The organism is Streptomyces sp. NBC_01463 (assembly GCA_036227345.1).
Taxonomy (GTDB): domain Bacteria; phylum Actinomycetota; class Actinomycetes; order Streptomycetales; family Streptomycetaceae; genus Streptomyces.
Window position 1 is genome coordinate 1997113 of the sequence record CP109468.1, and the last position, 26885, is coordinate 2023997.

Here is a 26885-nt window from a genome sequence, read left to right on the forward strand (position 1 = left end):
ATCACACCGATGTGTACGGTCCCAGGAAACGGGCCCGTCCGCCGTCCACCCGGTAGAGAAAGATGCCGTCCTCGTACCGCACCTGGTGGAACGCGTAGAAGGACAGCCGCCGGGTGATGCCCCGGTAGTCGGTACGGAGGATGCGCGCGGCCATCCCGTCGCGCGCGGCGGCGTCGGGGTCAGCGGAGCGGCCGGCCCTCGCGATCAGGCCCACCGCGTCGTACGTCTCGGCGGCCCAGGTGGCGGGCGGCGAGCCGAACCGTTCGCGGTGTGCCGCGGTGAAGGCCTTCGCCGGCGCCAGGGCCGACGGGTCGGTGTACGCCTCGGCGAAGACCCAGCCCTCTGCGGCCCTGCCGGCGTCCCGGAGGAAGGCCGGGGTGAGGACGGGGCCGGTGGACAGGCCGGTTCCGGTGAAGCCGGCGGCGGCGAGGTCCTTGGCGCAGCGGGCGGCCCGGGCGGCGGACGTGCCGGCGTAGACGACCGCGCCGGCTCCGTCGGCGACCGCGGCCCGGGCTGCCGGGGCGAAGGTGCGGGCGGTGGCCGCGACGGTGTGCACGGTGATCGTGGTGCCCTTCAGGGTCTTCGGCAGCCGGTCCCGGATGGCCCAGCTGCCCTCCGGGTCCGCGAGGTCCTCGATGACGGCGAAGTGCTCGACGGGCTCGATGTACGCCAGGTGGCGGGTCACTCCCAGGGCCAGTGATACGTCGAACGGCCGCAGCACGAAGAGGGACTTGGCCGTCGACGTCTCCGCCGTGGTGGAGCCGGCCGCGACGACGACCTGGGCCAGACCGGCCTTCGCGTAGCGGCTGACGACGGCCTCGGTGGCGACGGGGCCGGTGGGGCCGATGACGGCGAGCATCCGGGGGTCGGCGGTGATCCGGTCGGCGACCCGGCTGGCGCGGGCGGCGTCACCCGCGTCGTCCTCGGTGTGCAGGACGAGCGTGAACGCCTTGTCCTTGCGGGCGTTGTGGTCGTCGACCGCGAGCAGGGCCCCTCGCTGGTGGGCGAGACCGACGGCCTTTCCCGGTCCTGTCAGGTCCGCGTGCAGGGCGATCCGGTACGCGGGAAGCGCCCGGGGGGCGGCTCCGGTGCCGCCGCCGCGGGCGGCCGTCACCCAGGCGGCGGCTCCCCCGCCGGCGAGGAGGACGGCGCCGGCGGCTCCCGCGGTGAGCAGGCGCCTGCGGGTCGGGCGCGGCGGTCCGGGTTGCTGGACGACGGTGGGCGGTTCGGGGTCGGGGAGGGCGAGGGCGGCGGCGGAGCGTTCGGCGACGGCGGTGGCCAGCCCCGGCACCTCCCAGTGCGCGCCGCCTCCCGTGAGCCGGTCCGCGACCTCCCAGGGAGTCGGCCGGTCCGCGGGGTCCTTGGCCAGACAGTCCGCGAGGAGGGGCAGCAGCCCGGCCGGCACCGCCGACAGGTCCGGCTCCTCGTGGACGGTGCGGAAGAGCAGTCCGGCGGGGGTGCCGGCTCCGAACGGCCGCCGCCCGGTGGCCGCGTACACGAGGACGCAGCCCAGCGAGAACACGTCGCAGGCAGGTCCGAGCGGTCCCGCCGACGCCTGTTCCGGGGCCAGGAAGCCGGGGGTGCCGATCACCGCACCGGTGGCGGTGAGGGCGGTGGCGCCCTCGTGGCGGGCGATGCCGAAGTCGATGAGGCGGGGGCCGTCGAGCGCGAGGAGGACGTTGCCGGGTTTGACGTCGCGGTGCACGAGGCCAGCGTCGTGGACGGCGGCGAGCGCCTCGGCGAGGCGGGCGCCGAGCGCCCCGACCGTGGCGACGGGCAGGGGTCCGCGCGCCTCGACGGCCTCGCCGAGCGAGGGGCCGGGGACGAAGGCGGTGGCCAGCCAGGGTTCACGGGCCTCGGGGTCGGTTCCGGTCACCGGGACCACCCACGGTCCGGTGACCCGGCCCGCGGCCTCGGCCTCGCGCCGGAACCGGGCCCGGAATCCGGGGTCGGCGGCGTGCTCGGCGCGGATCACCTTCACGGCGGCGAGCGCCCCGCCGGCCGAGCGCGCCAGGTAGACCACGCCCATGCCGCCGGCGCCGAGCCGGACGAGGGTGCGGAACTCACCGACGGTGCGCGGGTCCTGCGAGGTGAGCGGCTTCATGCCGGATCAGGCCGTGGCCTTCGGCGCGGCGCCGAGGTACACGTAGCGCCCGTCCCGCACGCCGTAGAGGTAGGCGTCGTCGCCCTTGAGCCGGTGGTCCTCGTCGAAGGCGTACGTGCGCGAGACGCCCCGGTACGAGGATGCGGCGATCCTCGTGACGATCGCGCTGCGGGCCGGGCGCTTCGGACCTGCCGGTCCTTTGGCGAGGGCGGTCACGGCGGCGATCACGATCCCGGCCGCGTCGTACGCCTCGGCGGCCCAGTGCGCGGGCGCGGTGTCGTGGGCGGCGCGGTGGGCCGCGGCGAACTTCCCGGCCGCGGGTGTCGTCGCGTCGAGGTAGGGCGCGGTGAACTCCCAGTTCTCGGCGGCCTGTCCGGCGTCCGCGAGGAAGCGTGCGTCCATCGCCGTGTGCATGGCCATCCGGGGGCCCTTGAAGCCGGTGGCCGCCAGAGCGCGTGCGGTGCGGGCGGCGCCGGCGGTGTCCCCGGCGTAGAAGAGGGCGTCGCTGGCGTGCGCGAGCATGTCCTCGACCACGGGTGCCAGGTCCCGCGTGCCGGCCGGGATGACCCGCGGATAGGTGGTCCCGGTGGTGATCTGGCCGGTCATCAGATTGGTCAGGTAGCCGACCTGGTAGGCGGACTGGCCGCCGGCCCGGTCGAGCAGCACGCCGAGCCGTTCGACATCGGGCCGCAGCACGAGCCGTCTGATGACCGGCTGGGCCAGGACCGCTTCGGATGGCGCCGCCTGGAAGAACGACTTCCTGGACCGGGCGGCGTAGGTGAGCTGGAGCGAGGACACGGTGATGAGGGGCAGCATCGCCTCGTCGTACGTGCCGAGGACGGCCTCCGTCGCGGCGTCACCGGTCGGGCCGACGACGGCGAGCACATCGCGGTCGCGGGCGAACTGCCCGGCGGCCTTCACCGCGCGGGCGGTGTCGCCCCCGTCGTCGAGCGCCTTGACGGAGAGTGTGAAGGGTTTGTCCTTGCGGGCGTTGAACTGCTCGACGGCCAGCCGGACCCCGCGCTCCTGGGCCTGTCCCGCGGCTTTCCGCGGCCCCGTCAGATCGGCCTGCACACCGATGGTCCAGGCCCGCTCGCCGGGTTTGGCGATGGCGTGGATGTCCGTGTCCTCGACCAGCCACTCCCGGACGGCGAACGCGGCGCCCGTCACAGCCACCGCCGCGGCGCCGGCGAACAGCAGGACCCCGCGCCGGCTGGGACCGGTGGCGGACGCGGCCGCCCCTTCCGCCGCGAGCGTGGGGTCGATGCCGGGCAGCTCCAGCATGGCGGCGGACCGGTCGGCGATGAGCGCCACGACGTCCTCGGGCAGCCAGTCGACGGTGCCGTGGGGCGCGTCCTCGGTGATCCGGGTGTCGAGCTCCGCCGCGGTGGGCCGTGCGCCGGGGTCCTTGGCCAGCAGGGCGGTGAGCAGCGCGTGGAGTCCGGGGTCGTCGACCCCCGCGAGATCGGGCTCGTCGTGGACGGTCCGGTAGAGCAGTGCCTCGACGGCCCCGCTGCCGTAGGGGGGCCTTCCGGTCGCGGCGTACGCCAGGAGGCAGCCGAGGGAGAAGACGTCGCTCGCGGGTCCGGCGGCCGTGCCGTCCCCGGTGGCCTGTTCCGGCGAGAGGAAGCCCGGGGTCCCGACCACGAGGCCGGTGGCGGTGAGCGCGGTGGCGTCGGCGGCCCGGGCGATGCCGAAGTCGATCAGGCGCGGCCCGTCGACGGTCAGCAGGACGTTGCCGGGCTTGACGTCGCGGTGGACGAGGCCCGCCGCGTGCACGGCGGTCAGGGCGCGGGCGAGCAGCCGCCCGAGCACCCGGACGCTGCGCGCGGGCAGCGGGCCGCAGCGGGCGACGGCCTCCGCCAGCGCGGGGCCGGGCACGAACGCGGTGGCCAGCCAGGGGTGTTCGCCCTCCGTCTCGGCGCCGGTGACCGGCACGGCCCAGGGGCTCTCCACCCGGCGGGCGGCCTCGACCTCGCGCCTGAACCGGGTCCGGAAGTCGTCGTCGGCGGCGTACTCGGGCAGGATCACCTTGATCGCGGCCAGGGCGCCGGTGTCCGTGCGGCCGAGGTAGACGACTCCCATGCCGCCGGCACCGAGCCGCCCGAGCAGCCGGTGTCCGCCGATCCGCGGGGGGTCGGAGGGGCGCAGCTTCTCCATCACGCTCTCCGCTCTCTCAGCTCTTCTTCTCGACCGCGGCCTTGATCCGCAGCAGCATGGCGGAATGCGCCCGGTCCGTCAGCACGTCGATCTCCTGCTGGCTCCAGCCCCTGGCCCCCTTGCCGGTCACCGCCACGGTGAACTGGAGGCTCTGCGACTGGTACCAGGAGTACGGGTAGGGACCGCCGCCGAGCTCGGCGTTCCGGTACTGGCCCGACTCGAGCAGGGTGTCCTCGGCGCTGACCTGTCCGGCTTCCCCCTGTCCCAGGGAGGACGCGATCATCGACCCGATCAGTTCGCCCTGCCGCAGTTGCTGGGTGGGGCAGCGCATCGTCTCCTCCACCGATTCGGCCATCTCCCACCGGGCGTCGTCGCGGGTGCGGTGCACGGTGACGACGGCGGAGAGCCGCATCGGCCCCTTGCCGTCCGCCGCGGGCACCTCGAAGGAACGGCTGCGGGTGGCGAGCACGCCGGCCGCCGGTTTCTTCTGCTGCCAGACGCAGTCGGTGCCGAGGACCGGCCAGGTGGCCGGATCGCTCTCGTACGGGCTCCGCTTGACCACGCCGGGGCCGAAGGCGGCGGGCTCGGCGATGACCCGGCCGATGAGGTCGAGCGCCTCCTTGCGGGACGCGGGAAGTTTGGCCGGGTCCGCGTCGATGTCGCCGGTGTCCTCGGGGCCGGGTCCGGGGCCGGGTTCCGCACGGGCGCTGCCGCTCGCCGAGGCGCTCTCCCCCGCGCCGTCCGGACTCCCGCCACCGCCGGAACAGGCCACCAGCACCAGGGGTGCCAGCATCACCATTCCGTATCTGCGTATCGCCCCGCCGCACGCCACGATCGGCCACCCCGTCTCCCGGAAGATCGCCCCGATCCTATGATCGCGGGCCGTCCGGGAGGCGGGAGGAGGCGAAACTGTTGCGTCATCAGGACGTCGCGGCGACCTTCCGTGACGCCAACTCCCCTGCGGTGGAAGGGCCTTGGCCGGTGACGCCGCGGGCGGCCTCCAGTCCGGTCAGTCCCGCGGCCAGGGCCGCCCGTCGAGGCGTTCGATGTCCCGGTTCAGGCGGGCGAGGCCGTCCGCGAACAGGGCCGCCTCCTCCGGGGTCCACTCGGCCAGGACCCGCTGCAGGCCTTCCCGGTTCTCGGCCCGGTCTTTGTCGAGCCGGTGCTCACCCTCGGCCGTGATGGCGAACTTCCGGGCGATCCCGCCGTCCGGGTCGGGGATGCGCTCGACGACTCCGACGCGGAGCATCGCTGCGGTCTGCCGGTTCAGCGTGGAGGTGTCGAGGCCGAAGGCGTCACGCAGCTGGCCGATGGACATCGGACCCTGGGCCCGGATGCGGCTGAGGAGGATGTAGGCGCTCCGGTCGAGCCGCCCGCCGCCCCGCGAGGTCAGCAGACTCATGTGCCGCCCGAGAAGCATCGTCTCGAACTCGATCCGGTCCACAGGCATGTCCACGCGGGGCTCCTTCGACTGCCGGGCTCGCCTCCCCGCGGGGCGGGCGACCTCTTTTGTACATATATACCACAGATATGCACCATGCACGCGATGTGCATCATGAACTTCTCATGTATGATGCATATTCGGCGCGACGTCCCCTGAGCCCGAGATCGCCGGGAGCAAGGCCTGACATGGCCGAAAAGGTTTGAGCCGCGCCCGCCACCCGAAAAGGTTGTCCTGTCCCTCCGCGGGGCAGGACAACCCGCTTTTCCCTCGAACCGCTTGCCGCCACGGCCGTAGACTCGCCGGATGGCGAAGTATTTCGACGTACATCCCGAAAATCCCCAGCGGCGCACCATCACCAACGTGGCCGAAAGCATCCGCTCAGGGTCGCTCGTCGCGTATCCGACGGACTCCTGCTACGCGCTCGGGTGTCAGCTCGGCAGCCGTGACGGCATCTCCCGCATCCGCGCGATCCGCAATCTCGACGACCGCCATCACTTCACGCTCATGTGCCAGAACTTCGCCCAGCTCGGGCAGTTCGTGCAGATCGACAACGACGTGTTCCGCGCGATCAAGGCCGCCACCCCCGGCCAGTACACCTTCATCCTTCCGGCAACGAAGGAGGTGCCGCGCCAGCTGCTGCACCCGAAGAAGAAGACCGTCGGGGTCCGCATCCCCGACCACGCGGTGGTCCAGGCCCTGCTGTCCGAGCTCGGCGAACCGCTGCTCTCCAGCACGCTGCTCCTGCCCGACGAGGACGAACCCATGACCCAGGGCTGGGAGATCAAGGAGCGCCTCGACCACGAGGTGGACGTCGTCGTCGACTCCGGCGACTGCGGCACGGAGCCGACCACCGTCATCGACTTCTCCAGCGGCGAGCTGGAGATCGTACGCCGGGGAGCCGGCGACCCTTCCCGCTTCGAGTAGCCGGGCGCGGGCGGCGCGGAACCCGCGGGAACCGTTCAGCGCCCCGCGGTCGGCTGCCACTTGTCGAACGTCCAGGCCGGATGCCTGGTGCTCAGGTACGGCACGTGCCCGTCCCAGTCCGCGGCGGTCAGGGCCGCCGCGGGCCGGACGGCGATGCCGCCCGTACCGTCCACGTCGAACCCCCAGGAGAAACCGGCGAGCGGCAGCACGCACCGCTGCGCCCCGTCCAGCGGCGTGTGCGCCAGGAAGCTGTGCGCGAGCCAGGCCATGGGCTGGCGCATGGCCCGCGACGGCGCGTCGAACAGGGTCGGCGCGAGGCCGAAGAAGGCGTACGGGGACGGCGCGTCCTCGAACAGTACGAACGGGTCCATGTCGAAGTCGGCGCCGCCGCTCTCGTTGTCCGTGGACCGGACGAACTGGACCCAGCCGAACATGGCCCGATATCCCTTGCCGGGATGGTCCACCGTGGCCGTGCAGCACGGAAACCCTTGTGTGGCCGGGTGCTTGCCGATCGTGGACGGATCGTCGACCTGCTCGATCTCCACGGAAAGCCGGCCTGTCTCACCGTCGTGGGTGAAGGGGAGGATCATCCCTCCACCCTGGCCAGGGTGGCCCCCGGTCACAAGGGCCGGAATCAGTCGCCCCGCGGTCGCCGGCCTCACGGCCTCACGGCCTCACCGCCACCCGGCACCCGGCACCCGGCACCGGAGCAACCCGGTGCCGGGTGGACGGGAATCAAGCGGGCAGGGCCCGCCGGGGGTCAGTACGCGAAGCTGGACCGGCCCGTCTTCGCCGTCGCGACATGGGCGATGCCACTGCCGGGCGGAAGGACCTGCACGGGCCTGGCCGACGGCGTCACCGTGCCGTCGCCGAGCTGGAAGGTGGCGTTGTTGCCCCAGCTGACGACCGAGCCGTCGTCCAGGGACGCCACCGTGTAGTCGTATCCGCCCACGATGTCCGTGACGCCCTGGAGGACGTCCACCGGGACGGGTGTGGTGCGGTTGACGGTGGTGGTGTCACCGAGCTGACCGAACGCGTTCCAGCCCCAGGCGCTCACGCTCCCGTCGTCCAGGAGGGCGAAGTTGGTGTACTGGTTGGCGGAGATGCGGGCCACGCCGTCCAGATGGGCGACGTCGACCGCGACATTGCTGTCGGTGACCGAGTCGTTGCCCAGCTCGCCCTCCGTGTTCTTGCCCCAGGACTTGACCATGCCGTCCGCGGTGAGGGCGAGCACGTGGTTGCAGCCGACGGAGATGGACACGATGTCGGCGACGTCCCTGACCTTCTGGGGTGTGTTGCGGACGGTGTTGTCGCCGGTGCCCAGGCGGCCGTTGGCGCCCTCGCCCCAAGTCCAGACGGTGCCGTCCTGGCGCAGGGCCGCGCTGAAGTCGCAGCCGGCGCCGACGTCCTTGACCTTGTTGAGGCTCTGCACCTCGACGGGGGTCTTCTGCACCCCGCCCGGGTCCGCCGCCGTCAGGCCGTTGCCGAGCTGGCCCTTGGCGTTGCTGCCCCAGGCGAGGACGCGGCCGCCGCGCACCGCGAGGGCGTGGGTGCCGCCCGCCGAGACCGCGCTGACGCCGGAGAGTCCGGCCACGGTCGCGGGGAACGGCTGGGCGGTGAGGGTGCCGTTGCCGAGCTGGCCGGTGACGTTGGCGCCCCAGGACTTGACCGTGCCGTCCTTGAGGAGCGCGACGGCGAAGGTGTTCTTGTCGATGTCGCCGCCGCCGGACAGCTCCTTCACGTCGTCGCGGGCGAGGCCCTGGACGTCGCCCGGGGTCGGCTGGAGGACGAGGCTGCCGTTGCCGAGCTGACCGAGGTTGTTGTTGCCCCAGCCGCGCACCCAGGGGTCGCTGGAGGCGGCGTGGGCCGGGAGGCAGGGGGTGGTCAGGGCGGCGAGGGTGAGTGCCGCGGTGAGAGTGGTACGCAGGGTGGGCATGGGGTCTCCTTGAGCGGGGGCGGTCAGTACGCGTACGTCGTGTTGCCGCCCAGGGAGGCGGCGACGTCCTTGACCGCGGAACCCTCGTCGAGGATCTTCACGGACTCGTAGCGGGCGACGGTGGTGCCGTTGCCGAGCTGCCCCTCGCCGTTGTGGCCCCAGGTGTAGACGTCGTCGGCGGTGACGGCGACGCCGTGGCGCGCCCCGGCCGCGATGTGCTGGACGCCTTCCAGGCGCGGGATCTCGACGGGCGCGGTGCGGTTGGTGCGCGAGACGTTGTAGTCGTACGCCTCGTCGGACTCCAGCAGCTGGCCGTACTGGTTGTTGCCCCAGCCCCAGACGTGGCTGTCGCTGGTGATCACGTAGTTGTGGTGCGCTCCCGCGTCGATCTCCGCGACGTCCTCCAGCCAGTCCACGTCGACCGGAGTGACGGCGGACTTCGTCGAGGAGTTGCCGAGCTGGCCGTAGAGGTTGTAGCCCCACGACTTGACCGTGCTGTCGGCGGTCAGGGCGAGCGCGTGGTGGCAGCCCGCGTCGACCTGGGTGATGTTCTCCAGGCCGGTGACCTGCCGGGGCACGGAGGAGACGGCACGGCTGCCGTTGCCGAGCTGGCCGTAGACCCCGCGGCCCCAGGCGTACACCTTGCCGTTCTCCAGCAGCGCGAGGCTGAAGTCGCAGCCGGCCGAGATCTGCTTGACCTTGGGCATGCCCTGGACCCGGTCGGGGACCGTGCGGTAGTCGCCCGTGCGGTTGTTGCCGAGCTGGCCGTAGGAGTTGTCGCCCCAGGAGTAGACCTGGCCGCTGGTGTCGAGGGCGAGGGCGTGGCCGCCGCCCGCCGCGACGTCCTTGATGTTGGTCAGACGCGGCACGGTGGTGGGCACCGGCTGGTTGGTGGAGCCGCCGTTGCCGAGCTGGCCCATGGAGTTGTTGCCCCAGGACTTGACCGTCTTGGCGGTACGGGCGAGCACGAACGAGTCGGACGAGGAGGTGCCGCCCGCCGAGATCTGGTCCACGTCACCGCGGAAGAGGCTGGTGACGGAGGCCGGGCTGAGGCTGTCGGTGGTGGTGCCGTTGCCGAGCTGACCGGTGCGGCCGGCGCCCCAGGCGAGCACGGTCGGGTTGCCCTCGTCCGCGTGGGCGGCGGGTGCGAGGGCCGGTGCGGCGGCCAGGGCTGCAGTCGTCGCCGCGACGGCCGCGAGGGTGCGCAGGCGTGCGGAACTGCGGGATGTACGGGACATCGGCGTCCTTAGACGTGGGGGAAGGGGACTGAGGCGGGCGGCGGGTCCGGGGCATGACGGGCCGGCGGGTGTGGGTGCCCGCGGCACTGCCCGGCGGACCGGGTCACGGCCGCCGCGCTCTCCCGAAGACTTACCGTCCAAGATCGTTAACGCGAGCCGAGAGCCGTCTTTCCACCCGTGCGACCGGCCGCCGTCCGGGGTACGGGGCCACGCGGACGGCCGCCGCCGACCGGGCGCGAGGCCAGTTGCGGCACGGCCCCGGGCCGTCTGGAGCCTTGCCGGACGGGGGAGTTGAGCGGCGCTACGCCGATGCGGTGAGCTTGCCGTCCAGGGCGCGGGCCCCGTGTGTCCCGGACCGCCACGGGTCCGGTTTATGTACGTTCTCACTGCGCTTGATGATCTTGGTGGCGGCACCTCGTCTCCCGGTCCGCCCCGTCCCGCGCGCCGCCCTCCCCTGCCCCCACAGCTGCCTGGAGCCCCCGTGCGTCCCCTGCCGACCGCCCGCCGCGCCGCCCTGCGCGCCGCCACCGTCCTGTCCGCCTTCGCCCTCGCCGCCGCCCTGCCGGCGAGCGGCTGCCTCTCCGCCGCGTACGCCCAGTCCCCCGCCGCGCACGCCGCCGGCGTCCGTCTCCTGCCCACCGCCGAATGCGAGCCGGACGATCAGGCCTGCAAGGACCGCGAGGCCAACGACAAGGAGGCCGCCGAGATCGCGAAGGAGCAGGAGAAGACCCAGGCCGCGGCCGGTCAGGCCGACAAGGACATCAAGGCGGCGGGCGAGAAGCTGAAGGAGTGCCCGCCCGGCTCCGCCTCCTGCATGGAGAAGCTGACCGGCAAGGGCGAGCGGGAGGAGAGCGGCATCTCGGACATGGACGGGACCATCGACTCGTTCGCACCGGACCCGTCCGACAACGCCGCCTCCGCCGTCGAGTCCACCTGCACCGACTTCCCGGCCTCCGTGCCGGGCGGCGCGAACGACGGGCAGTCCGCCTTCCCCGTGTCCCGGCTGTGCTCCCTGCTGGGTTCCTGAATCCCGCACCCGCCCGTCACCCCGCACCCCCGAAGGGATTCACGATGCCCAAGCGCACACTCCGCCGCAGCACGCTCGTCCTCCCCCTGCTCGCTCTCGGTCTGGCCGCGCCCCTGGCACCCGCGCTCGCCGACTCCGGGGAGGGCCCCGGGGAGACGCCCACCGCCCGCGCGTTCACCGCCGACAGGCGTCCGGCGAAGGTCGAGGACGTCCTGAAGCAGTGCGGTGCCCGGCGGACCGCCTGCACGTTCTCCATCGACCCGGCGAAGACCCGTGAGTACGCGACGGCCGTCAAGTCGCTCGGGAACGCGGTCGTCAACTGCACGGTGGACCCGATGTCGGTGGACCGCACGGTGACGCTGCGCACCTCCAGCACCGACAACATCGGCGGCGAGATCTCCGGCAAGGTCACCGCCGAGGGCACCGTCTCGGCCAGTGGTGAGGTCACCACCAACCTCAGCAACGAGACGAGCATGAGCAACAAGACGCCGAATCTGAAGGACGGTCCGACCTCGGAGAACGGCAACAAGACCAATGTCTCCGGCGGGGCGAAGGCGTCCGGCTCGATGAGCGCCAAGCTGGCCTTCGAGGCCGCGTTCAAGGCCACGTACTCCAAGTCGTGGACGGTCGACAACACCGAGGCCACGACCTACAAGACGGTCGTGAAGCCGTACGACATGCTGGTGTTCGGCGCGAGTTCGGCGATGCGCCGGGTCGTCGGCACGCTCTCCACCGGCCAGGGCGGCACGGTCAGCGGCATCGCCGTCGACAGCCCGTCCATGATCAACAGCAGCACCTTCGTGGCGCAGACGTACGCCGTCCCGGACAACCTCTGCGGCCGTACCCGGCCCGCCCCCGGCACCGCGGACGACGGCGACAACAAGCCCGCGTCGACCGGCCGGACGCAGGAGGTCCCGTCCCAGGGCCTCGTACCGCCCGGCGCACTCCCCAAGCGCGAGGAATCCCTCCTGCCCTCCCGGGGCTGACCTCCGCCACCCGCCACAAGTCTGCTGTCCCCTGCCCGGTCCCGTCCCGAACCCCGTCCTGGAGCCCGCCCATGCCCCGTCCCGTCCGACTCCGCACCCTGGCCGCGCTCGGCGTCGCCGGGCTCGCGCTGCCCGCCGCCCTGGGAGCCACCCCGGCCGGCGCGGCGGCGGCGGCCGCCCAGACCGTTCCCGTGCTCAACGGCGACTTCGCCGATCCCGCCATGCGGGGCGACGGCCCCACGACCGTCCTCATCGACCACTGGACCGGCGCCAACCAGCGCTACTCCCCGTCCGCGGCGGGCCGCACGGACGGTGCCCACGCCGTCGCGCTCCAGAAGGACGGCAACACCCTCCAGCAGCGGCTGCGCGGTGTCCGTACCGGCGCGAAGGTGACGGTCAGTTACGAGGACAGCCCGGCGGTCTCCAAGGAGTGCACCCCCGAGCAGGTGGCGGGCGGCCAGCCGTACACCGTGGAGGCCACCGGGGGCGCGGTCCGCGACATCACCACGGCCGGTGATCCGGACCGGGTCAAGGGCAAGGCGGGGTCCGGCCGTTGGACGGGGCGGAGTTACGAGTTCACCGCGTCCGAGAACGAGCCGCTGCTCACCTTCACCTCGAAGGTCACCGACTCCCGTACGCACGTGACCTGTTCACCGATGGTCGCGAGGGTCCGGGCGGTGGAGGTGCCGACCGCGCCGGACAAGACGGTCGACAAGTCCGCCCTGGAGCGCTCGGAGGCGTACAAGGGCAACGAACGGGAGAAGACCCTGCACAACGCGGCCGCCGCCTGCAACGGCGAGAACGCCTGCACCTTCCGGCCCGACGCCCGGATGTCCTTCCGCTACTACGACCGGGCGCGGGTCGTCGGCGAGGCGTTCATCAACTGCACCCGCAACCCGCTGGAGCACACCCGGGTGATCGACTACGCGGAGCGCAGTCACGACAGCATCGCGCAGACCTACGCCGACGCCGGACTCGCGCTCGCCGAGGTGGCACGGCTGCCCACCACCGGGGACCGCGAGGAGGACAGGAAGCGCGCCAAGGAGCGTCCGATGGCCGCTCAGTTCGCCCTCGCCCACGAGAAGGGCCAGCAGCGGCCCTGGCAGTGGTTCAGCAGCGACCGGCGGGAGATCGTGGAGCGGATCCAGCCCGGCGAGGTCAGCTGGGTGGAGCTGCAGCCGAGCCGCGAGCGGGTCGAGGGCTGGTTCCTGAGCAACAAGGACGACTACCGGCTGCACGCGGTGATCGACGGCCCCTCGCGCGCGGTCCCGGACCGCATTCTCCAGCGCACCGGCCCCATGTCCGAGTCGGAGAAGCAGCGTTGCGGCGCCGCCCGGCCGATGACCACCACTCCGGTGGGCGCCGACGCCCCGGCAGGCTCGGCGGACAAGGGGATGGAGGACATCCCCCAGCCGACCGCACCGGGGGTGCGCACGCTGGACTGACCCCTGCCGCACCGAGGGCCGGGGCGCGCTGCCGCCCCGGCCCTCCTCGTCCGCCCTCGGGCTTCTCGCCGCAGCGGTGGGCCGGTCCTTGATAGCGTCGCCCCAGCGACTGCGGAACTCTCCCCGCCGGGGTCGTCGCTCTGCCGGGACGGCGCTGCCACCACGGGACGGCAAGCGCGGGTGGCAGGGGGACATTCACGGCAGGGACGAAGAGAGCCGACGCATGAGCCTCGCGCAGTTGCACTACACCTCCGCAACCGACGGGGACGTTCCCGACACCGGCGAGGCGGAACCGATACGGGGCCGTTTCAGCGCAGTTGACGCCGCGATACCCGCGTCCGTCCTCACCGAGGCCGGACCGCTCCTGGCGTACGAACCCCCGGCCGGCACCGCGTCCCGGCTCTCGGACGCCGCGCTGCGCGCCCTGCCCGAGGCCTTCAGCTTCAGTGTGCTCTCCGACGGCAGTCATCTGCTGGCCCGGACCGTCGCGGTCCGCCCCGCCCCGGACTCCTCCATCGGCTTCCACGCGCACGCGGTCCATCTCCCGGCCGGAACCCGGCTGCCCGGCGGTGCGCTCCCCGTCACCGCCTGCCGCTCCGCCCGCTGGGCCGCCGCCACCCCGGACCGTACGACGCCCGGCCCGCTGGCCGCGCTTCCCGCCACCGGCCATGCCCGCGACCGCGAGGGGCTCAACGACTTCGCCGTCTCCCGCGGCCCCTGGCTCGCGGGGGTCCTGGCCGATCTGCGCCGGCTGAGCGGGGCGGACGCCTCCGGCCGGGTCGTGCTCGTCGAGCGGCAGAGCGACGACGTGGCCCGGTGGATCGCGCTGGCGTGCGTCGCCCTCCCCGCCGAGTCGGCCGAGCGGCTGACGTTCACCACCTACACCCGCCACCCGGAGCGGGCCCCACAGCAGATCATCGGAGTGCTGTCGCAGGACGCGCCCGAGCTGACGGACCCCGCTTTCCGTGTGCACACCTGCACCGGTCCGCGCCCCGAAGGGACCGTGGACGACGCCTGGGCCGAGACGGCCGCCCGGATATGGCGGAGTCGGGCCCCCGAGCTGTTCCGGGAGGCCGCCGACCTGCCGGGGGAGCCTCTCGCCGCGGGCCCGCTGGCGGTCACGGCGCTGTGCGCGGGCGTCGCCCTGGGGCCGAACGAGCGTGCCGCCGCGGCCGGCTGGGCCGCCGAGCGGCCCTACGCGCTGGACGCCAAGCGGACCCGGCAGCTGGTCGAGGCGCTGACCGCGCCCGGGGTCGACGACCGCACCGGGCCCGAGTTCGACGCCGCGGGGCGGCTGTTCGCCGCACTCGACGGCCGCTCCCCCGCGGCGACCACGGCGCCGCTGGCCGCGATGCTGGTCACCGAGGCGGTGCGCGGCGGCAACGGCTCCGTGGAACTGCCGGGCCGCACCGCGTTCAGCGGTCCGGAGGGCGCTGCCGTCGCCGCGGTCCTCGGTCCGGAGACCGTCACCGAGCTGAGCGGCGCGGGCGCCGGCCAGGACGTGGCCCGGACGGTGCAGCTGCTGCGGGTGGCCCGGCTGCTCGACGTGGACTGTGCGGAACTGCTGCCCTCGGTCGTGCGCCGGCTCGCGCCCGCTCTGCTGGCGGACGCCGACGGCGAGCCCCGCTGGGCGCCCGCGCTGCTGGAGCTGATGGACGAGCAGTTCGACGTCCGTACGGCTCTGCTCGGTGCGCTGGACGCCATCGCTCCGCAGGACCCGGCGGGGGTGGAGCGGCTGCTGGGGCGGGTGCCGCTGCCGTTCACCGGCACTCAGCTGCTGCCGCACCTGCGGATGTGCGCCGAGGCGCCGGAGGCCAAGGCCGGGTGCGGCCAGGACCGGGTGGGCGCGGTGCACCGGGTGCTGCGGGCCGCCGGGATGTCGCCGTTCGCGGAGCCGCTGGTGCTGCGGACGGCCGTGGGGCTGGTGTGGGAGGAGGGCGGGATGACGGCGGCCGAGGCCCGGATGCTGCTGGAGGCCGCCACCTCGGACGCCCACCGGACGGCCGGCACCTGGTCGTACCTGGTCGCCGCGGCGCTCGGCGCCCCCGCCGGCGACGAGGACGCACCCGCGCTGGCGCACGACCTGCTGCGGGGATTCCCGCAGCAGATCGGCGGGCGGGAGCGCGCGGCGCTGCTGCTGCTGGACTTCGCGCGCGAGATACGCACCGACGCGGCGGCCCCGGAGTGGGCGGAACGGGCCCGGGCGCTGCGCAAGGACGCCGAGCCGGTGGAACCGGACGTGCTCGGGCACGCCTTCGGGGCCCTCGCCGAGCGGCTGCTCGCACCGGACCGGCCGGAGGCCGAGCTGTACGCCCTCGTGCACAGCGGTGACCCGGATCTCGTGGCTGCGTACGACCGGGCGGCGCGCGGCCCCGGTGTCCGGTCCAGGCTGGCGGCCGAGCCGGCCTACGCCGCGGACTGCTTCGCCGTCTGGACCGCCCATCCGCACGCGGGTGCGGAGTGGAGCAGGACGTCCGCCGCCCTGCTGACGGAGGTGCTGCGCCCCGCGGTGCGGACGTTCTCCGCCGACGAGGTCGCGGCGGTGGAGGAGGCCGTGGGGCGCTCGGGCAGCAGTGGCCGGGCGGAGGCATTCCGCGACTGGAACCGCCGGGGCCAGGGCACCCTGGGGCGGCTGGGCCGGCGGATCGCGGGCCGGGTGCGCCGGATCTGAACGGCCGCGGGCCCTCCCGTGCGTGTCGTCGGTGGTGCGGTGTGCCGGGTACCTTTGGTGTCTACCGATCTCGTGGGCCTCCTGGCGGGCTGCGTGACACCCAGGAGGAACGACAGATGACGACGAACCGCGGCCGCAAGGACGTGATCCGCGACCGGATGGCGGCGACCGGTGAGTCGTACAACGTGGCCGCCCGCAATCTCAAGGCGATGAAGGACATGGGTGCCACGCGTGAGGCCGTCCTCACGCAGCGCTGGCGCCCGGCGGAATCCTTCGACGTGCCCTGCCCCTGTGGCGGCACCTGCGAGCCCGGCGAGACGTGCGGGCGGTGCCACGCCCGGCACCGGCACGTGGCGCGGTACCCGGGGAGCGCCACCGAGGTGGAGACGTGGGTGGACCGCTACGAGTGCACCGGCTGCTCCGCCGCGTACACGCTGACCGTGGAGCTCGCGGGGCGGCCCTGGGGTGTCGCGGAGACCGTGATCCAGGGCGGTTCGGCCGAGTCGGTCGTGCGGGCCCGGGTCTTCCCCGGTGTGGTGCACCCGCTGCTGAAGCCCGAGACGCCGGAAGAGGACTGACGCGGCGCGTCAGTCCTCTTCGGGGGCCGGTTCTCAGGCCTCGGGGGTCAGCCGCAGCGAGATCGAGTTGATGCAGTACCGCTGGTCCGTCGGGGTCGGGTAGCCCTCGCCCTCGAAGACGTGGCCCAGGTGCGAGCCGCAGCGTGCGCAGCGGACCTCGGTGCGGACCATGCCGTGGCTGCGGTCCTGGATCAGTTCGACCGCGTCGGTGTCCTTCGGGTCGTAGAAGGACGGCCAGCCGCAGTGCGACTCGAACTTGGTGTCGGAGCGGAACAGCTCCGCGTCACAGGCGCGGCAGGAGTAGACGCCCGTGGTCTTGGTGTCGGTGTACTCGCCGACGAAGGCGGGCTCGGTGCCGGCCTTGCGCAGGACCGCGTACTCGGCGGGGGACAGTTCCTCCCGCCACTGCTCGTCCGGCTTCTCGATGTCGTACGGCACGGTGGCTCCCTCAGCTCGACAGGTGGTCCAGGATCTGCGGGCCGAGGTCCGTGACGTCGCCCGCCCCCATGGTGAGAACGAGATCGCCGGGCTTAGCCATTCCCGCGATGACCTCGGGCACCGTCGCCTTGTCGTGCACGGCGGTGACGTCGGCGCCCGCGGTCCGCGCGGCGTCGATGATCAGGGTGCTGGTGATGCCGGGGATCGGGTCCTCGCGGGCCGGGTAGATGTCCAGGACCACGGAGGCGTCGGCCAGCGCGAGGGCCTGGCCCATCTCGGTGCCGAGCTCCTGGGTGCGGGAGAAGAGGTGGGGCTGGAAGACGACCAGGATCCGGGCGTCGCTCGCGGCCCCGCGCATCGCTTCGAGGTCGGCGGTCATCTCGGTGGGGTGGTGGGCGTAGCTGTCGATGACCTGGACGCCCGCGGCCTCGCCCTTGAGCTGGAGGCGGCGCTTGACCCCGGTGTACTTGCCGAGGGCGGAGGCGAGGTTGTGGGCGGGGATGCCGAGGGCGACGCCCGCGGCGAGGGCGGCCACCGCGTTCAGCGCGTAGTGGCGGCCCGGGACCGAGACGGTGAAGGTGAGGTACTTCCCGTTCAGTACGACGGTGACCTCGCTGGTCAGACCGCGCGGGGTGATCTTGTGGACGCGGACGTCCGCGTCCTCGGACTCGCCGTAGGTGACGATCTTGAGCGTGGACAGGTCGCGCACCCGGCGGGTCAGCTCGACGGCGCCGGACTGGTCGGCGGAGATCACCAGGGTGCCGTCGGGGACGATCTTGCCGGTGAAGGTCTCGAAGGAGTCGTAGATCTCGTCCATCGAGGCGTAGTTCGCGTGGTGGTCCAGCTCGACGTTGAGGACGATCGCGACCTCGGGGTCGTACTTCTGGAAGCTCCGGTCGCTCTCGTCGGCCTCGGCGACGAAGATCGCGCCCTCGCCGTGCGTGGCGTTGGTGCCGGGGCCCGCCAGGTCGCCGCCGATCGCGTACGAGGGGTCGAGGCCCAGCTCGGTCAGGGCGACGGCCAGCATCGACGTGGTGGTCGTCTTGCCGTGGGTGCCCGCGACGGCGATGGAGCGCAGTCCCCGCATCAGGGAGGCGAGGGCGTCGGAGCGGTGCACGACGGGGACCGAGAGCTCCCCGGCGCGCACCAGCTCCGGATTGTCGCCGCGGATGGCGCTGGAGACGACCACGCAGGTGGCGTCGTCGGCGAGGTGTCCGGCGGCGTGTCCGATGTGGACGGTCGCGCCCAGCGCACGCAGCGCCCCGGCCGTGGCGGACTCCTTGGAGTCACTGCCCGCGACCTTCGCACCGCGCTGGGTGAGGATCTTCGCGATGCCCGACATTCCGGCGCCGCCGATGCCGATGAAGTGCGGCCGTTCCATGGCGGCAGGAATACCGGGTGCCATGCGTGTGTCTCCCAGGGTGGTACGGGTAGGGGCTCCCAGCCTATTCGCTGTGCGCGAAGAGCTTGAGCACCGGTACGCCGACCTTGTGCCGGGCGCGGGATGCCCAGTCGCGGTGGAAGAACTCCTCGACGTAGTGCGGGGCGGTCAGGACGATGACCTCGTCGGCCTCCGCCTCCTCGACGACGGACGTGAGCTTGTCCAGGGGGTGGTCCTCGATCACCTGTCCGACGGCTTCGGAGCCCGCCTGGCGCAGCGCCTCCAGGGACACCTCCAGCGCGAGTTCGGCGGACTGTCTGGCGTTCTTGCCCTCGGGCTCCTCGCTCTCGCGGGCCGCTTCCTTCAGTTCGCCCATCGCCAGGTCGTCGATGGCCCGCAACAGCACATCCGCCTGGTCACCACGCGGCTGCATCAGCACGACGAAGGAGATCTGCTCCTCCCCGTGCAGGGTGGTGACGAACTCGACGTCCTCGGAAGTGAGGGGCTTCTCGATCATCAAAACGCTGGTGAACACCACAGGCGCCCTTCTGCTTCAGTGACCGTCACCGGTCGCTGCTGAAACCATCCTTCCCCGTGCTCGCACGGGGTCTGCGAGATCCATTCTGCCCACCGAACGCTAACCGGAACGGAATATTCCGCCGATTGTCAGATCCGACGGTACCGAGAGAAGAGGAACCCGGCCTCCTCCAGCAGCGAGGCCAGGGCGAATCGTTCCGGCACGGCGACCGAAGGACCCCCCGCGATCCGCTGCGCGTCGCCCGCCGTCAGCACGGGCGCCAGGGTCAGGCACATCTCGTCCAGCACCCCCGCCGCCACGAACTGGCCGAGCAGCCGGGGCCCGCCCTCCGTCAGCAGCCGCCGGTGCCCGCGTCCGGCCAGCTCCCGCACCGCCCGGGTGGGATCCACCCGGGAGCCCTCCCCCGCGATCACCACTTCGGCACCCGCCTTCCGGGCCGTCGCGATCCGGTCGGGCGGCGCGCCCGCGCCGGTCAGGACCAGGGTCGGGACCAGCGGGGAGGTGAACAGCGGGAGCGAGAAGTCCAGGTCCAGGCTGCCGCTGACCACGGCGATCGCCGGCGCGGGCCCCTGTCCGGCGGCCTCCCGCCGGGCGGCGAAGGCCTCCCGGGCGCGCGCGGGCCGGTAGCCCTCCAGACGTACCGTCTCCGCGCCCGCGATCACCACGTCGGCCAGCCCGCGCAGCGTCCCGAAGATCCGCATGTCGCTCTCGCAGGAGATCGGCTGCGAGCGGCCGTCGTGCTGGGCCGCGCCGTCCAGGGTCGACACCATGTTGGCGCGCAGCCACGGGCCGCCCGTCTCGGGATAGGCGTAGGCCTCGGCGAGGGCGTCCAGACTCCACTCGCCACGGTCGTCGGCCGCTGTCAGGTCGGTCACAGGGAACAGGCGTCGCATGTCAGGCAGTCTGGCACGGCCGTAAGCTAGACAGTTGTGTCCTCCTCCACCGCCGTGCCGGGGTCCCGCCCCATAGCCGAAACGGCCCCGCTGTCCCTGTGCGCCCTCGAGCCGCGCGTCCCCGCCGACCGGCTGGTCGCCGAGATGGTGCCGCCGCCGCGCTTCGACTCGGTGCGTTTCGACACCTACGTCCCCGACCCCGCCCAGCCGAGCCAGATCGAGGCCGTCAAGGTGCTCGACGCCTTCGCGGCCGGGCTCGGCGGGGCGCACGCGACGGGGACGGGCAAGCGCAAGTGGTTCGGCGGCAAGAAGCCCGCGGCACCCAGCGGCCCGCGCGGCGTCTATCTCGACGGCGGCTACGGCGTCGGCAAGACCCATCTCCTGGCCTCGCTCTGGCACGCCACGCCCGCCGCGCCCTCGCTGAAGGCGTTCGGCACCTTCGTGGAGCTGACGAACCTGGTGGGCGCGCTGGGCTTCCAGCAGACCGTGCAGACGCTGAGCGGGCACCGGCTGCTGTGCATCGACGAGTTCGAGCTCGACGACCCGGGCGACACCGTGCTGGTCTCCTCGCTGCTGAGCCGGCTGGTCGAGGCGGGCGTGGCGCTCGCCGCGACCTCCAACACGCTGCCCGGCAAGCTCGGTGAGGGCCGGTTCGCCGCGGCCGACTTCCTCCGGGAGATCCAGGGGCTGTCCTCGCACTTCCGCCCGCTGCGCATCGACGGCGAGGACTACCGCCACCGCGGGCTGCCCGATGCTCCGCCGCCGTACTCCGACGAGCAGGTCACCCGGGCCGCGTACGCGACCGAGGGCGCGAGCCTGGACGACTTCCCCGCGCTCCTGGAGCATCTGGCCCGCGTCCACCCGAGCCGGTACGGCGCGCTGACGGACGGCGTCCGGGCGGTGTGCCTGACCGAGGTGCAGCCGGTGCCCGACCAGTCGACCGCGCTGCGGCTCGTGGTGCTCGCGGACCGGCTGTACGACCGGGAGGTGCCGGTGCTCGCCTCCGGGATGCCGTTCGACCGGCTGTTCAGCGAGGAGATGCTGAACGGCGGGTACCGGAAGAAGTACTTCCGGGCAATCTCCCGGCTGACGGCGCTGGCGCGCGACGCAAAGGGACTGGTGGCGCAGTAGGTTCGGGGACGTACGACCGGCGGGACACGACGAAGTGGCCCGCCTCCCCCGTAGAACCGCGCATTCCGTTTGAAGGGAACCAGCATGGCTACCACGCGTCAGGCGCACACGGTCTGGGAAGGCAACCTGCTCGAGGGCAAGGGTGTCGTCACCCTCGACTCCTCCGGGATCGGGGAGTACCCGGTCTCCTGGCCGTCCCGCGCGGAGAAGGCGAACGGCAAGACCAGCCCGGAGGAGCTCATCGCCGCGGCACACTCCAGCTGCTTCTCGATGGCGCTCTCCAACGGTCTCGCCACGGCCGGCACCCCGCCCACCCGGCTGAACACCCAGGCCGAGGTCACCTTCCAGCCGGGCACCGGCATCACCGGGATCCACCTCACCGTCGAGGGCGAGGTGCCCGGTCTCGACGAGGCGGGCTTCGTCAAGGCGGCCGAGGACGCGAAGGCGAACTGCCCGGTCAGCCAGGCGCTGACGGGCACGACGATCACGCTCAGCGCCTCGCTCGCCTGATCGTTCCGCGCTCACCCACTGTCCCCGGGCCGGCACCTGCCGCCCGGGGACAGTGCTGTCCGCTGCGGCCGCTCCGGCCGTCCGGTCCCGGTCCGGCGCCCGGGGATGCACTCCCCGTCCCGGGGTCCGCGCAGCGTCCGCCTCCGCCCCGGAGCGTCGGGCCGGGACCGGACACTCCGGCGTGACAACGTTCACCGGAGGCCTCGAACGGGCAGGCCTGCTTTTGACGAAGCCATGTCACCTGTCCGCCAACAGGGAGTTGCTCATGTCAACCGCACCTCGACGTTCCGCGACACGCCGACAAGTCCTGGCCACGGGCGGCGCCGCCGTCTCGATCGCCTTCACCGGGGCCTTCTCCGAACTCTTCGCGGGCACCGCCGCCGCCCGGGGCCACGCGGGCTACGGCCCGCTGGTGCCCGACCCGGACGGGCTCCTCGACCTCCCCAAGGGCTTCCGCTACCGGGTGCTGTCCCGGGAGGGCGACCCCCTCCGCTCCGGCGAGGGCCCGGTGCCCAGCCACTGCGACGGCATGGCCGCCTTCGCGGGCCGGCGCGGCCACGTCCGGCTGGTACGCAACCACGAGAACCGGGTCGACGCCGCGATCCCCGTACCGACCGTCGAGGGGCTCACCTACGACCCGATGGGCAAGGGCGGCTGTACGGCCCTGGAGCTCGACGGCCGGAACAAGGTCCTCGGCGAACGCGTCGCCATCGCCGGGACCGCGGTCAACTGCGCCGGTGGGCGCACCCCTTGGGACACCTGGCTGACCTGCGAGGAGACCGAGGACAAGGCCGGCACCAACGGCTACACCAAGGACCACGGCTTCATCTTCGAGGTGGACGGCGCCGATCCGCACCGCACCGGTGCGGTGCCGCTGACCGCGATGGGCCGCTTCCAGCACGAGGCGATCGCGATCGACCCGCGCAGCGGCGTCGTGTACGAGACGGAGGACGCGTTCGAGAAGCCGTTCGGGCTCTTCTACCGCTTCATGCCCGAGAAGCCGCTCGGCGGCACGGGCTCGCTGCGGGCCGGCGGCCGGCTGGAGGCCATGCGGGTGCCGGGTGTGCCCGACCTCTCCGCGGTCCAGGAGACCGGAACGGTCTTCGAGGGAATCGAGTGGGTCCCCGTACCGGATCCGCTGGCCGCCGGAACGGCCATCCGCTTCCAGGACTTCGGGCCGAAGGGCGTCACCCACGGCCAGAAGCTGGAGGGCTGCTACTGGGGCGGCTCCTCGGTGTACTTCGTCTCCAGCTTCGCGCACAGCGCGGAGGGGTCGGCGGCCGACCACTTCGGACAGGTGTGGCGCTACGAGCCGAAGCGGCGCCGGCTGACGCTGGTCATCGCCTTCGGTCCGGACACGGACATCCAGCTTCCCGGCGAGTCCCCGGACAACATCTGTCTGGCCTCCGACGGCGGGCTCATGGTGTGCGAGGACGGCGGCGGGGCACAGCACGTGTTCGGTCTGACGCGGCGCGGCGAGGTGTACGCGATGGCGCGCGGCCGGCAGAACACCGGGACGGACGAGGAGCCGGAGTGGGGTGAGTTCGCCGGGGTCACGTTCGCGCCGGACCAGGGGACGATGTTCGTCAACTGCTACACGCCGGGGACGACGTTCGCGGTGACGGGCCCCTGGCGCTGACCGGCTGAGCGACCGGGGCGGCGGACGGTCCGGCCGTCACCGCCCCGGCGTCCCCTACCAGTTGGTGAACGCCCCGTCCGACGTGCGCAGATGGGGGCGCTCGGCCGCGGTCGCCCGGTACGCGCGAGCCTCGTCGCGGTCGATGTCGACCCCGATGCCCGGCAGTTCGCTGAGCTCGATCCGTCCGGGCACGACCACCGGGCGGTGGGTGAAGAGCGCGGCGATGTCCGGTTCGGGGTCGGTCTGGTGCTCCTGGACCGCCACGTTCGGGCAGGCCAGGTTGAGCTGGAGCGAGGAGGCCGCGGTGACCGGGCCGAGCGGGTTGTGGGTGGCGAGCTTGATGTGGTGGGCCTCCGCCATGGCCGCGATCTTCCTCGCCTCGGTCAGACCGGCGGCGACGCCCACGTCGACCCGGGCGTAGTCGATGAGCTCGCCCTCGATCAGGGGCCTGAACTCCCATTTGGATCCGTACTGTTCACCCGCGGCCAGCGGGACGCCGGTGCGCGCCCGCAGCATCCGGTAGCTGTCGGGGTTCTCGCAGCGCAGCGGGTCCTCCACGAAGTACGGGCGGGCCGCCTCGATCTCCCGGCACAGGGTCAGCGCCTCGGGCGGGTCGAGCCGGGTGTGGACGTCCAGGATGAGCTCCACCTCGTGGCCCACCGCGTCCCGGACCTGGTGGAAGAGTTCGACGGTGTCGCGCAGGCAGCGGCGGGCGTCCAGCACGTCGTCGGCGTCGTGCGGTGCGGCGAAGCGCAGATGGCGCCAGCCGGACCGGACGAGGTCGCGGCAGCGGTCGAGGAACCACTCCCGGTCGTGGTACCCGTCGCCGACGTGCACATAGGCGGGTACGTGGTCGCGGACCCGGCCGCCGAGGAGTTCGTGCACCGGTACGCCGAGCGCCTTGCCCCGGATGTCCCACAGGGCCACGTCCACGGCGGCGATGGCGGCGCCGAGTATCCGGTCGGCGGGGAAGAAGCCGCGGCGGAACATCACCTGCCACAAGTGCTCGATGCGCCGCGGATCCTCACCGGTGATCAGCTCGGCCAGGTGGGCGAGCCCGCCCGCGACCGCCTGCTGCCGGGATCTGATGCCGACCTCGCCCAGGCCGTGGATGCCTTCGTCGGTGTCGACCACCACGAGCATCATGCTGTCGCCGTGGTCGGGCAGCGTCAGCACTTCCAGGCCGGTGATCTTCATGCCACTCCTCGATGAAAACGTTCCCGCAATTTCATGGCTGTTGATGAAAACGCATCATCGGCATCGATGCCGCCCGGGCACAAGCCCCTTGTGCACAGCAGATTTTCCTGGTGGAAACACTCTTGACACGTCCGGGAACGTTCGCAAGGATCCACCGCATCCAGCAGGGATCAGGCGAGGAGGCCGGCTGTGGCAGTCACAATCCGGGAGGTGGCGAGCGCCGCGGGCGTCTCGGTGTCGACGGTGTCCCGTGCGTTCACCGCACCCGACCAGGTCCAGCCGAAGACGCGGCAGCGCATCCTGGACGCCGCGGCCAGGCTGGGCTACTCCCCCAACCCGGCGGCGCGCAGCCTGCGGGGCGGCGGCACGGGGACGCTCGGGCTGATCGTCCCGGACATCGCCAACCCGTTCTTCCCGCCGATCGTCAAGGCGATGCAGGCCCGCGCCCGGCGGCTGGGGTACACGGTGCTGGTCGCCGACAGCGACGAGCGCGAGGCCGATGAGCTGGAGGCGATCGCGGCGGTGTCCAAGCGGGTCGACGGCCTGGTGCTGTGGGCCTCCACGCTCACCGAGGACCGGCTGCGGGAGCTGTCGGACCGGATGCCGGTGGTGGTCGTGAACCGCCATGTGCCCGGCATTCCCGAGGTACGGATCTCCCTGTCGGCCGGAATCGCGCAGACCGTCGAGCATCTGCGCGCCTACGGCCACCGCCGCTGCGTGTTCATCAACGCCTCGCGCGCCGAGCTCAGCCGCGGCAAGTCCATCCAGGAGTCCTTCGAGGCCCTGGACCTCTCACTGGTCGAACTCGGCCCGTACGAACCGCGGTTCGAGACCGGGGTGCACGCGGCCACGCTCGTCGGCGCGCACGGCGCCACGGCGGTGATCGCCCACAACGACCTGGTCGCCCTCGGCGTGCTGCACCAGTTGTCGAACCTGGGCATCAGCGTGCCGGGGGACGTCAGCGTCGTCGGGATCGACGACACCCTGCTGGCCTCCGTCTCCACCCCGGGCCTGACCACCATCAGGATCGACCCCGAGGAGATCGCCACCCGGGCCGGCGACCTGCTCATCGAGACGATCGCCGGCCGCCCGGGCGGCGGCGAAGCGCCCTGCGTGGAGATCGGCTCCCGCCTGGTCCCGCGCGCCTCCACGGGCCCCGCACCCACGCACTGAGCCGCCGCCCCCGCGCGTACGGACCTCTCCGCGTTCCCCGAGCTCCTCCCGAGCCCTCTCCCTACCCTCTCCTGCCTTCCTTGGAGCAGAAATGTCCAGAACCTCCCGACGTGCGGCCGTGCTCGGCTGCATAGCAGTGGCCGTGACCCTCACCGGCTGTTCCTCCGTCACCCCGGGCAGGGCCGGCTCGGGCGGAGACCTCGTCCTGCGCGTCCAGGGCATGCCCCCGGCCACCGACAAGCCGGGCCTGGCCCTGTTCAAGCAGCAGGTCGCCGACTTCGAGAAGGCCAACCCGGGGATCAAGGTCAAGGGGTCCACCACCGTCTTCGACCCGCTGACCTTCTCCGCCAAGCTGTCCGGCGGCAGCGTGGAGGACGTCATCAAGGTGCCGCTGACCGAGCCCCAGCGGCTCATCCAGCAGAAGCAGGTGCAGCCGATCACCGGGCAGCTCCAGACCTGGGACCACTTCAAGGAGTTCAACCCGCAGGTCCTCCAGCCCGTCAGCGACAGCTCCGGCGACGTCTTCGGCGTACCGCAGAATCCGTACGCCCAGGGCCTCGTCTACAACCGGGACCTCTTCGAGAAGGCCGGTCTCGATCCCGACAAGCCGCCGACGACGTGGGAGGAGGTCCGGGCGGCCGCGAAGAGGATCAGCGAGAAGACCGGCAAGGCGGGCTTCGTCCACGAGTCGAAGGACAACCAGGGCGGCTGGCAGCTGACCATGCTGGCATACGCCTTCGGCGGCGAGCTGGAGAAGCAGCAGGGCGGCACGTACACCGCGACCCTCACCGGCCCGGAGACGAAGAAGGCGCTCAGCCTGCTGAAGGACATGCGCTGGAAGGACGACTCGCTCGGCCGGAACCTGCTCAACAACCAGAACGACGTCGTCAAGCAGTTCGCGGCCGGGCAGGTCGGGATGTTCATGGGGAGCCCGGGAACGTTCCGGCTCGCCAAGATGCAGTTCGGCATGGAGAATCCCGACGCCTTCGGGGTCGGCGCCATGCCGCAGTCCGGCGGCAACGCCACGCTGACCGGCGGCGACATCTACATGGTCCCGAAGTCGGCCGACAAGAAGCACGCGGCCGCCGCGGTCAAGTGGCTGACGTTCGCCTACGCCCAGCCGCAGTACAGCACCGAGATCGCCGCGCAGCAGGCCAAGGCGCTGGCCGCCGACCCCAAGTCCGCGGTCGGCGTGCCGACCCTGCCGGTCTTCGACGCAGGGCGGCAGAAGCAGATCGACGCGGCGGTCAAGCCGTACGCCAACGTGAAGCAGGAGAACTTCCGGCCGTACACCGAAGGGCTGGCGAAGCTCGACCTCAAGCCCGAGCCGCCGTACCAGGCGCAGCAGCTCTACACGGCGCTCGACTCGGTCGTCCAGTCGGTGCTCACCAAGCGCGGCGCCGATGTCGACGCCCTTCTGGCCGCGGCCGAGAAGGACGTCAACACCAAGCTCTCCGCCGGCCAGAAGTAGC

Annotated in this window: 23 protein-coding genes; 11 read left to right on the forward strand and 12 right to left on the reverse strand. The window is 72.5% G+C overall.

All coding sequences use genetic code 11. The annotated features are described in order from the left end of the window. Position 1 precedes the first annotated feature (1 nt). From OG521_08725 to OG521_08740, 4 genes are all read right to left on the reverse strand, one after another. A complete protein-coding gene (locus OG521_08725) occupies positions 2-2104 on the reverse strand; it encodes a bifunctional serine/threonine-protein kinase/ABC transporter substrate-binding protein (GenBank protein ID WUW20869.1) in 2103 nt (700 codons plus the stop codon). A 6-nt stretch (positions 2105-2110) separates the two neighbouring features. Continuing rightward, positions 2111-4264, reverse strand: coding sequence for a bifunctional serine/threonine-protein kinase/ABC transporter substrate-binding protein (locus OG521_08730; GenBank protein WUW20870.1), 2154 nt, complete (start codon positions 4262-4264; stop codon positions 2111-2113). 16 nt (positions 4265-4280) lie between these two features. Then, complete coding sequence (locus tag OG521_08735; GenBank protein ID WUW20871.1) at positions 4281-5057, reverse strand: hypothetical protein; 777 nt, start codon at positions 5055-5057, stop codon at positions 4281-4283. 216 nt (positions 5058-5273) lie between these two features. Next, entirely contained in the window at positions 5274-5720 is a 447-nt protein-coding gene (locus tag OG521_08740) for a MarR family transcriptional regulator (GenBank protein WUW20872.1), read from the reverse strand. 291 nt (positions 5721-6011) lie between these two features. Here OG521_08740 and OG521_08745 point away from each other — a divergent pair, with 291 nt between their 5' ends. After that, positions 6012-6632, forward strand: coding sequence for an L-threonylcarbamoyladenylate synthase (locus OG521_08745; protein WUW20873.1), 621 nt, complete (start codon positions 6012-6014; stop codon positions 6630-6632). 35 nt (positions 6633-6667) lie between these two features. On the opposite strand, the gene OG521_08750 is transcribed toward OG521_08745, so the two are convergent. The 3 genes from OG521_08750 to OG521_08760 form a co-directional block, all read right to left on the reverse strand. Continuing rightward, positions 6668-7222 carry a hypothetical protein gene (locus OG521_08750; protein WUW20874.1) on the reverse strand — a complete coding sequence of 185 codons (555 nt, stop codon included), beginning with the start codon at positions 7220-7222 and terminating at the stop codon, positions 6668-6670. Positions 7223-7392: 170 nt separating this feature from the next. Further along, the gene (locus tag OG521_08755) at positions 7393-8568 is read right to left on the reverse strand and encodes a chromosome condensation regulator RCC1 (protein ID WUW20875.1); all 1176 of its coding nucleotides are present in this window, start codon (positions 8566-8568) and stop codon (positions 7393-7395) included. Between the two features lie 23 nt (positions 8569-8591). Further along, positions 8592-9806 (reverse strand): sialidase, encoded by a 1215-nt coding sequence (locus tag OG521_08760; GenBank protein ID WUW20876.1) that lies wholly within the window; start codon positions 9804-9806, stop codon positions 8592-8594. Between the two features lie 481 nt (positions 9807-10287). Between OG521_08760 and OG521_08765 the strand changes: the two genes are divergently transcribed. The 5 genes from OG521_08765 (at position 10288) to OG521_08785 (ending at position 16513) form a co-directional block, all read left to right on the forward strand. Beyond that, positions 10288-10833: a hypothetical protein gene (locus OG521_08765; GenBank protein WUW20877.1), complete on the forward strand. Its 546-nt coding sequence runs from the start codon at positions 10288-10290 to the stop codon at positions 10831-10833. A 44-nt stretch (positions 10834-10877) separates the two neighbouring features. Then, on the forward strand, positions 10878-11819 hold the full coding sequence (locus OG521_08770) for a hypothetical protein (protein ID WUW20878.1): 942 nt from the start codon (positions 10878-10880) through the stop codon (positions 11817-11819). A 71-nt stretch (positions 11820-11890) separates the two neighbouring features. Further along, positions 11891-13264 carry a hypothetical protein gene (locus tag OG521_08775; GenBank protein ID WUW20879.1) on the forward strand — a complete coding sequence of 458 codons (1374 nt, stop codon included), beginning with the start codon at positions 11891-11893 and terminating at the stop codon, positions 13262-13264. Between the two features lie 223 nt (positions 13265-13487). Further along, the gene (locus OG521_08780; protein ID WUW20880.1) at positions 13488-15935 is read left to right on the forward strand and encodes a GTPase-associated protein 1-related protein; all 2448 of its coding nucleotides are present in this window, start codon (positions 13488-13490) and stop codon (positions 15933-15935) included. A gap of 116 nt (positions 15936-16051) precedes the next feature. Continuing rightward, positions 16052-16513 carry a hypothetical protein gene (locus OG521_08785; protein WUW20881.1) on the forward strand — a complete coding sequence of 154 codons (462 nt, stop codon included), beginning with the start codon at positions 16052-16054 and terminating at the stop codon, positions 16511-16513. Positions 16514-16546: 33 nt separating this feature from the next. Here OG521_08785 and msrB read toward each other — a convergent pair whose 3' ends face one another. The 4 genes from msrB to OG521_08805 all read right to left on the reverse strand — a co-directional run bounded on the left by msrB (position 16547) and on the right by OG521_08805 (position 19763). Further along, entirely contained in the window at positions 16547-16951 is a 405-nt protein-coding gene (gene msrB / locus OG521_08790; protein WUW20882.1) for a peptide-methionine (R)-S-oxide reductase MsrB, read from the reverse strand. 10 nt (positions 16952-16961) lie between these two features. Next, complete coding sequence (gene murC, locus OG521_08795) at positions 16962-18356, reverse strand: UDP-N-acetylmuramate--L-alanine ligase (GenBank protein WUW20883.1); 1395 nt, start codon at positions 18354-18356, stop codon at positions 16962-16964. A gap of 40 nt (positions 18357-18396) precedes the next feature. Continuing rightward, on the reverse strand, positions 18397-18849 hold the full coding sequence (locus OG521_08800) for an indole-3-glycerol phosphate synthase (GenBank protein WUW20884.1): 453 nt from the start codon (positions 18847-18849) through the stop codon (positions 18397-18399). Positions 18850-18998: 149 nt separating this feature from the next. After that, positions 18999-19763 (reverse strand): pyrimidine reductase family protein, encoded by a 765-nt coding sequence (locus OG521_08805; protein ID WUW20885.1) that lies wholly within the window; start codon positions 19761-19763, stop codon positions 18999-19001. A 36-nt stretch (positions 19764-19799) separates the two neighbouring features. Between OG521_08805 and zapE the strand changes: the two genes are divergently transcribed. From zapE to OG521_08820, 3 genes are all read left to right on the forward strand, one after another. Continuing rightward, complete coding sequence (gene zapE / locus OG521_08810; protein WUW20886.1) at positions 19800-20894, forward strand: cell division protein ZapE; 1095 nt, start codon at positions 19800-19802, stop codon at positions 20892-20894. 84 nt (positions 20895-20978) lie between these two features. Continuing rightward, positions 20979-21404, forward strand: coding sequence for an OsmC family protein (locus OG521_08815; GenBank protein ID WUW20887.1), 426 nt, complete (start codon positions 20979-20981; stop codon positions 21402-21404). Positions 21405-21669: 265 nt separating this feature from the next. After that, on the forward strand, positions 21670-23043 hold the full coding sequence (locus OG521_08820; GenBank protein ID WUW20888.1) for a PhoX family protein: 1374 nt from the start codon (positions 21670-21672) through the stop codon (positions 23041-23043). A gap of 54 nt (positions 23044-23097) precedes the next feature. Here OG521_08820 and OG521_08825 read toward each other — a convergent pair whose 3' ends face one another. Continuing rightward, a complete protein-coding gene (locus OG521_08825) occupies positions 23098-24240 on the reverse strand; it encodes a mandelate racemase/muconate lactonizing enzyme family protein (GenBank protein ID WUW20889.1) in 1143 nt (380 codons plus the stop codon). 189 nt (positions 24241-24429) lie between these two features. Here OG521_08825 and OG521_08830 point away from each other — a divergent pair, with 189 nt between their 5' ends. Continuing rightward, the gene (locus tag OG521_08830; GenBank protein WUW20890.1) at positions 24430-25413 is read left to right on the forward strand and encodes a LacI family transcriptional regulator; all 984 of its coding nucleotides are present in this window, start codon (positions 24430-24432) and stop codon (positions 25411-25413) included. Between the two features lie 91 nt (positions 25414-25504). After that, positions 25505-26884 carry an extracellular solute-binding protein gene (locus OG521_08835; GenBank protein ID WUW20891.1) on the forward strand — a complete coding sequence of 460 codons (1380 nt, stop codon included), beginning with the start codon at positions 25505-25507 and terminating at the stop codon, positions 26882-26884. Position 26885: the final 1 nt, after the last annotated feature.

Excerpts from the sequence above, each read along its gene's own strand:
- OG521_08725 (WUW20869.1), bottom strand. The coding sequence starts at position 2,104 with ATGAAGCCGCTCACCTCGCAGGACCCGCGCACCGTCGGTGAGTTCCGC.
- OG521_08730 (WUW20870.1), bottom strand. The coding sequence starts at position 4,264 with ATGGAGAAGCTGCGCCCCTCCGACCCCCCGCGGATCGGCGGACACCGG.
- OG521_08735 (WUW20871.1), bottom strand. The coding sequence starts at position 5,057 with ATGCTGGCACCCCTGGTGCTGGTGGCCTGTTCCGGCGGTGGCGGGAGT.
- OG521_08745 (WUW20873.1), top strand. The coding sequence starts at position 6,012 with ATGGCGAAGTATTTCGACGTACATCCCGAAAATCCCCAGCGGCGCACC.
- OG521_08750 (WUW20874.1), bottom strand. The coding sequence starts at position 7,222 with ATGATCCTCCCCTTCACCCACGACGGTGAGACAGGCCGGCTTTCCGTG.
- OG521_08755 (WUW20875.1), bottom strand. The coding sequence starts at position 8,568 with ATGCCCACCCTGCGTACCACTCTCACCGCGGCACTCACCCTCGCCGCC.
- OG521_08760 (WUW20876.1), bottom strand. The coding sequence starts at position 9,806 with ATGTCCCGTACATCCCGCAGTTCCGCACGCCTGCGCACCCTCGCGGCC.
- OG521_08770 (WUW20878.1), top strand. The coding sequence starts at position 10,878 with ATGCCCAAGCGCACACTCCGCCGCAGCACGCTCGTCCTCCCCCTGCTC.
- OG521_08775 (WUW20879.1), top strand. The coding sequence starts at position 11,891 with ATGCCCCGTCCCGTCCGACTCCGCACCCTGGCCGCGCTCGGCGTCGCC.
- OG521_08780 (WUW20880.1), top strand. The coding sequence starts at position 13,488 with ATGAGCCTCGCGCAGTTGCACTACACCTCCGCAACCGACGGGGACGTT.
- OG521_08785 (WUW20881.1), top strand. The coding sequence starts at position 16,052 with ATGACGACGAACCGCGGCCGCAAGGACGTGATCCGCGACCGGATGGCG.
- murC (WUW20883.1), bottom strand. The coding sequence starts at position 18,356 with ATGGCACCCGGTATTCCTGCCGCCATGGAACGGCCGCACTTCATCGGC.
- OG521_08800 (WUW20884.1), bottom strand. The coding sequence starts at position 18,849 with ATGATCGAGAAGCCCCTCACTTCCGAGGACGTCGAGTTCGTCACCACC.
- OG521_08805 (WUW20885.1), bottom strand. The coding sequence starts at position 19,763 with ATGCGACGCCTGTTCCCTGTGACCGACCTGACAGCGGCCGACGACCGT.
- OG521_08815 (WUW20887.1), top strand. The coding sequence starts at position 20,979 with ATGGCTACCACGCGTCAGGCGCACACGGTCTGGGAAGGCAACCTGCTC.
- OG521_08820 (WUW20888.1), top strand. The coding sequence starts at position 21,670 with ATGTCAACCGCACCTCGACGTTCCGCGACACGCCGACAAGTCCTGGCC.
- OG521_08825 (WUW20889.1), bottom strand. The coding sequence starts at position 24,240 with ATGAAGATCACCGGCCTGGAAGTGCTGACGCTGCCCGACCACGGCGAC.
- OG521_08835 (WUW20891.1), top strand. The coding sequence starts at position 25,505 with ATGTCCAGAACCTCCCGACGTGCGGCCGTGCTCGGCTGCATAGCAGTG.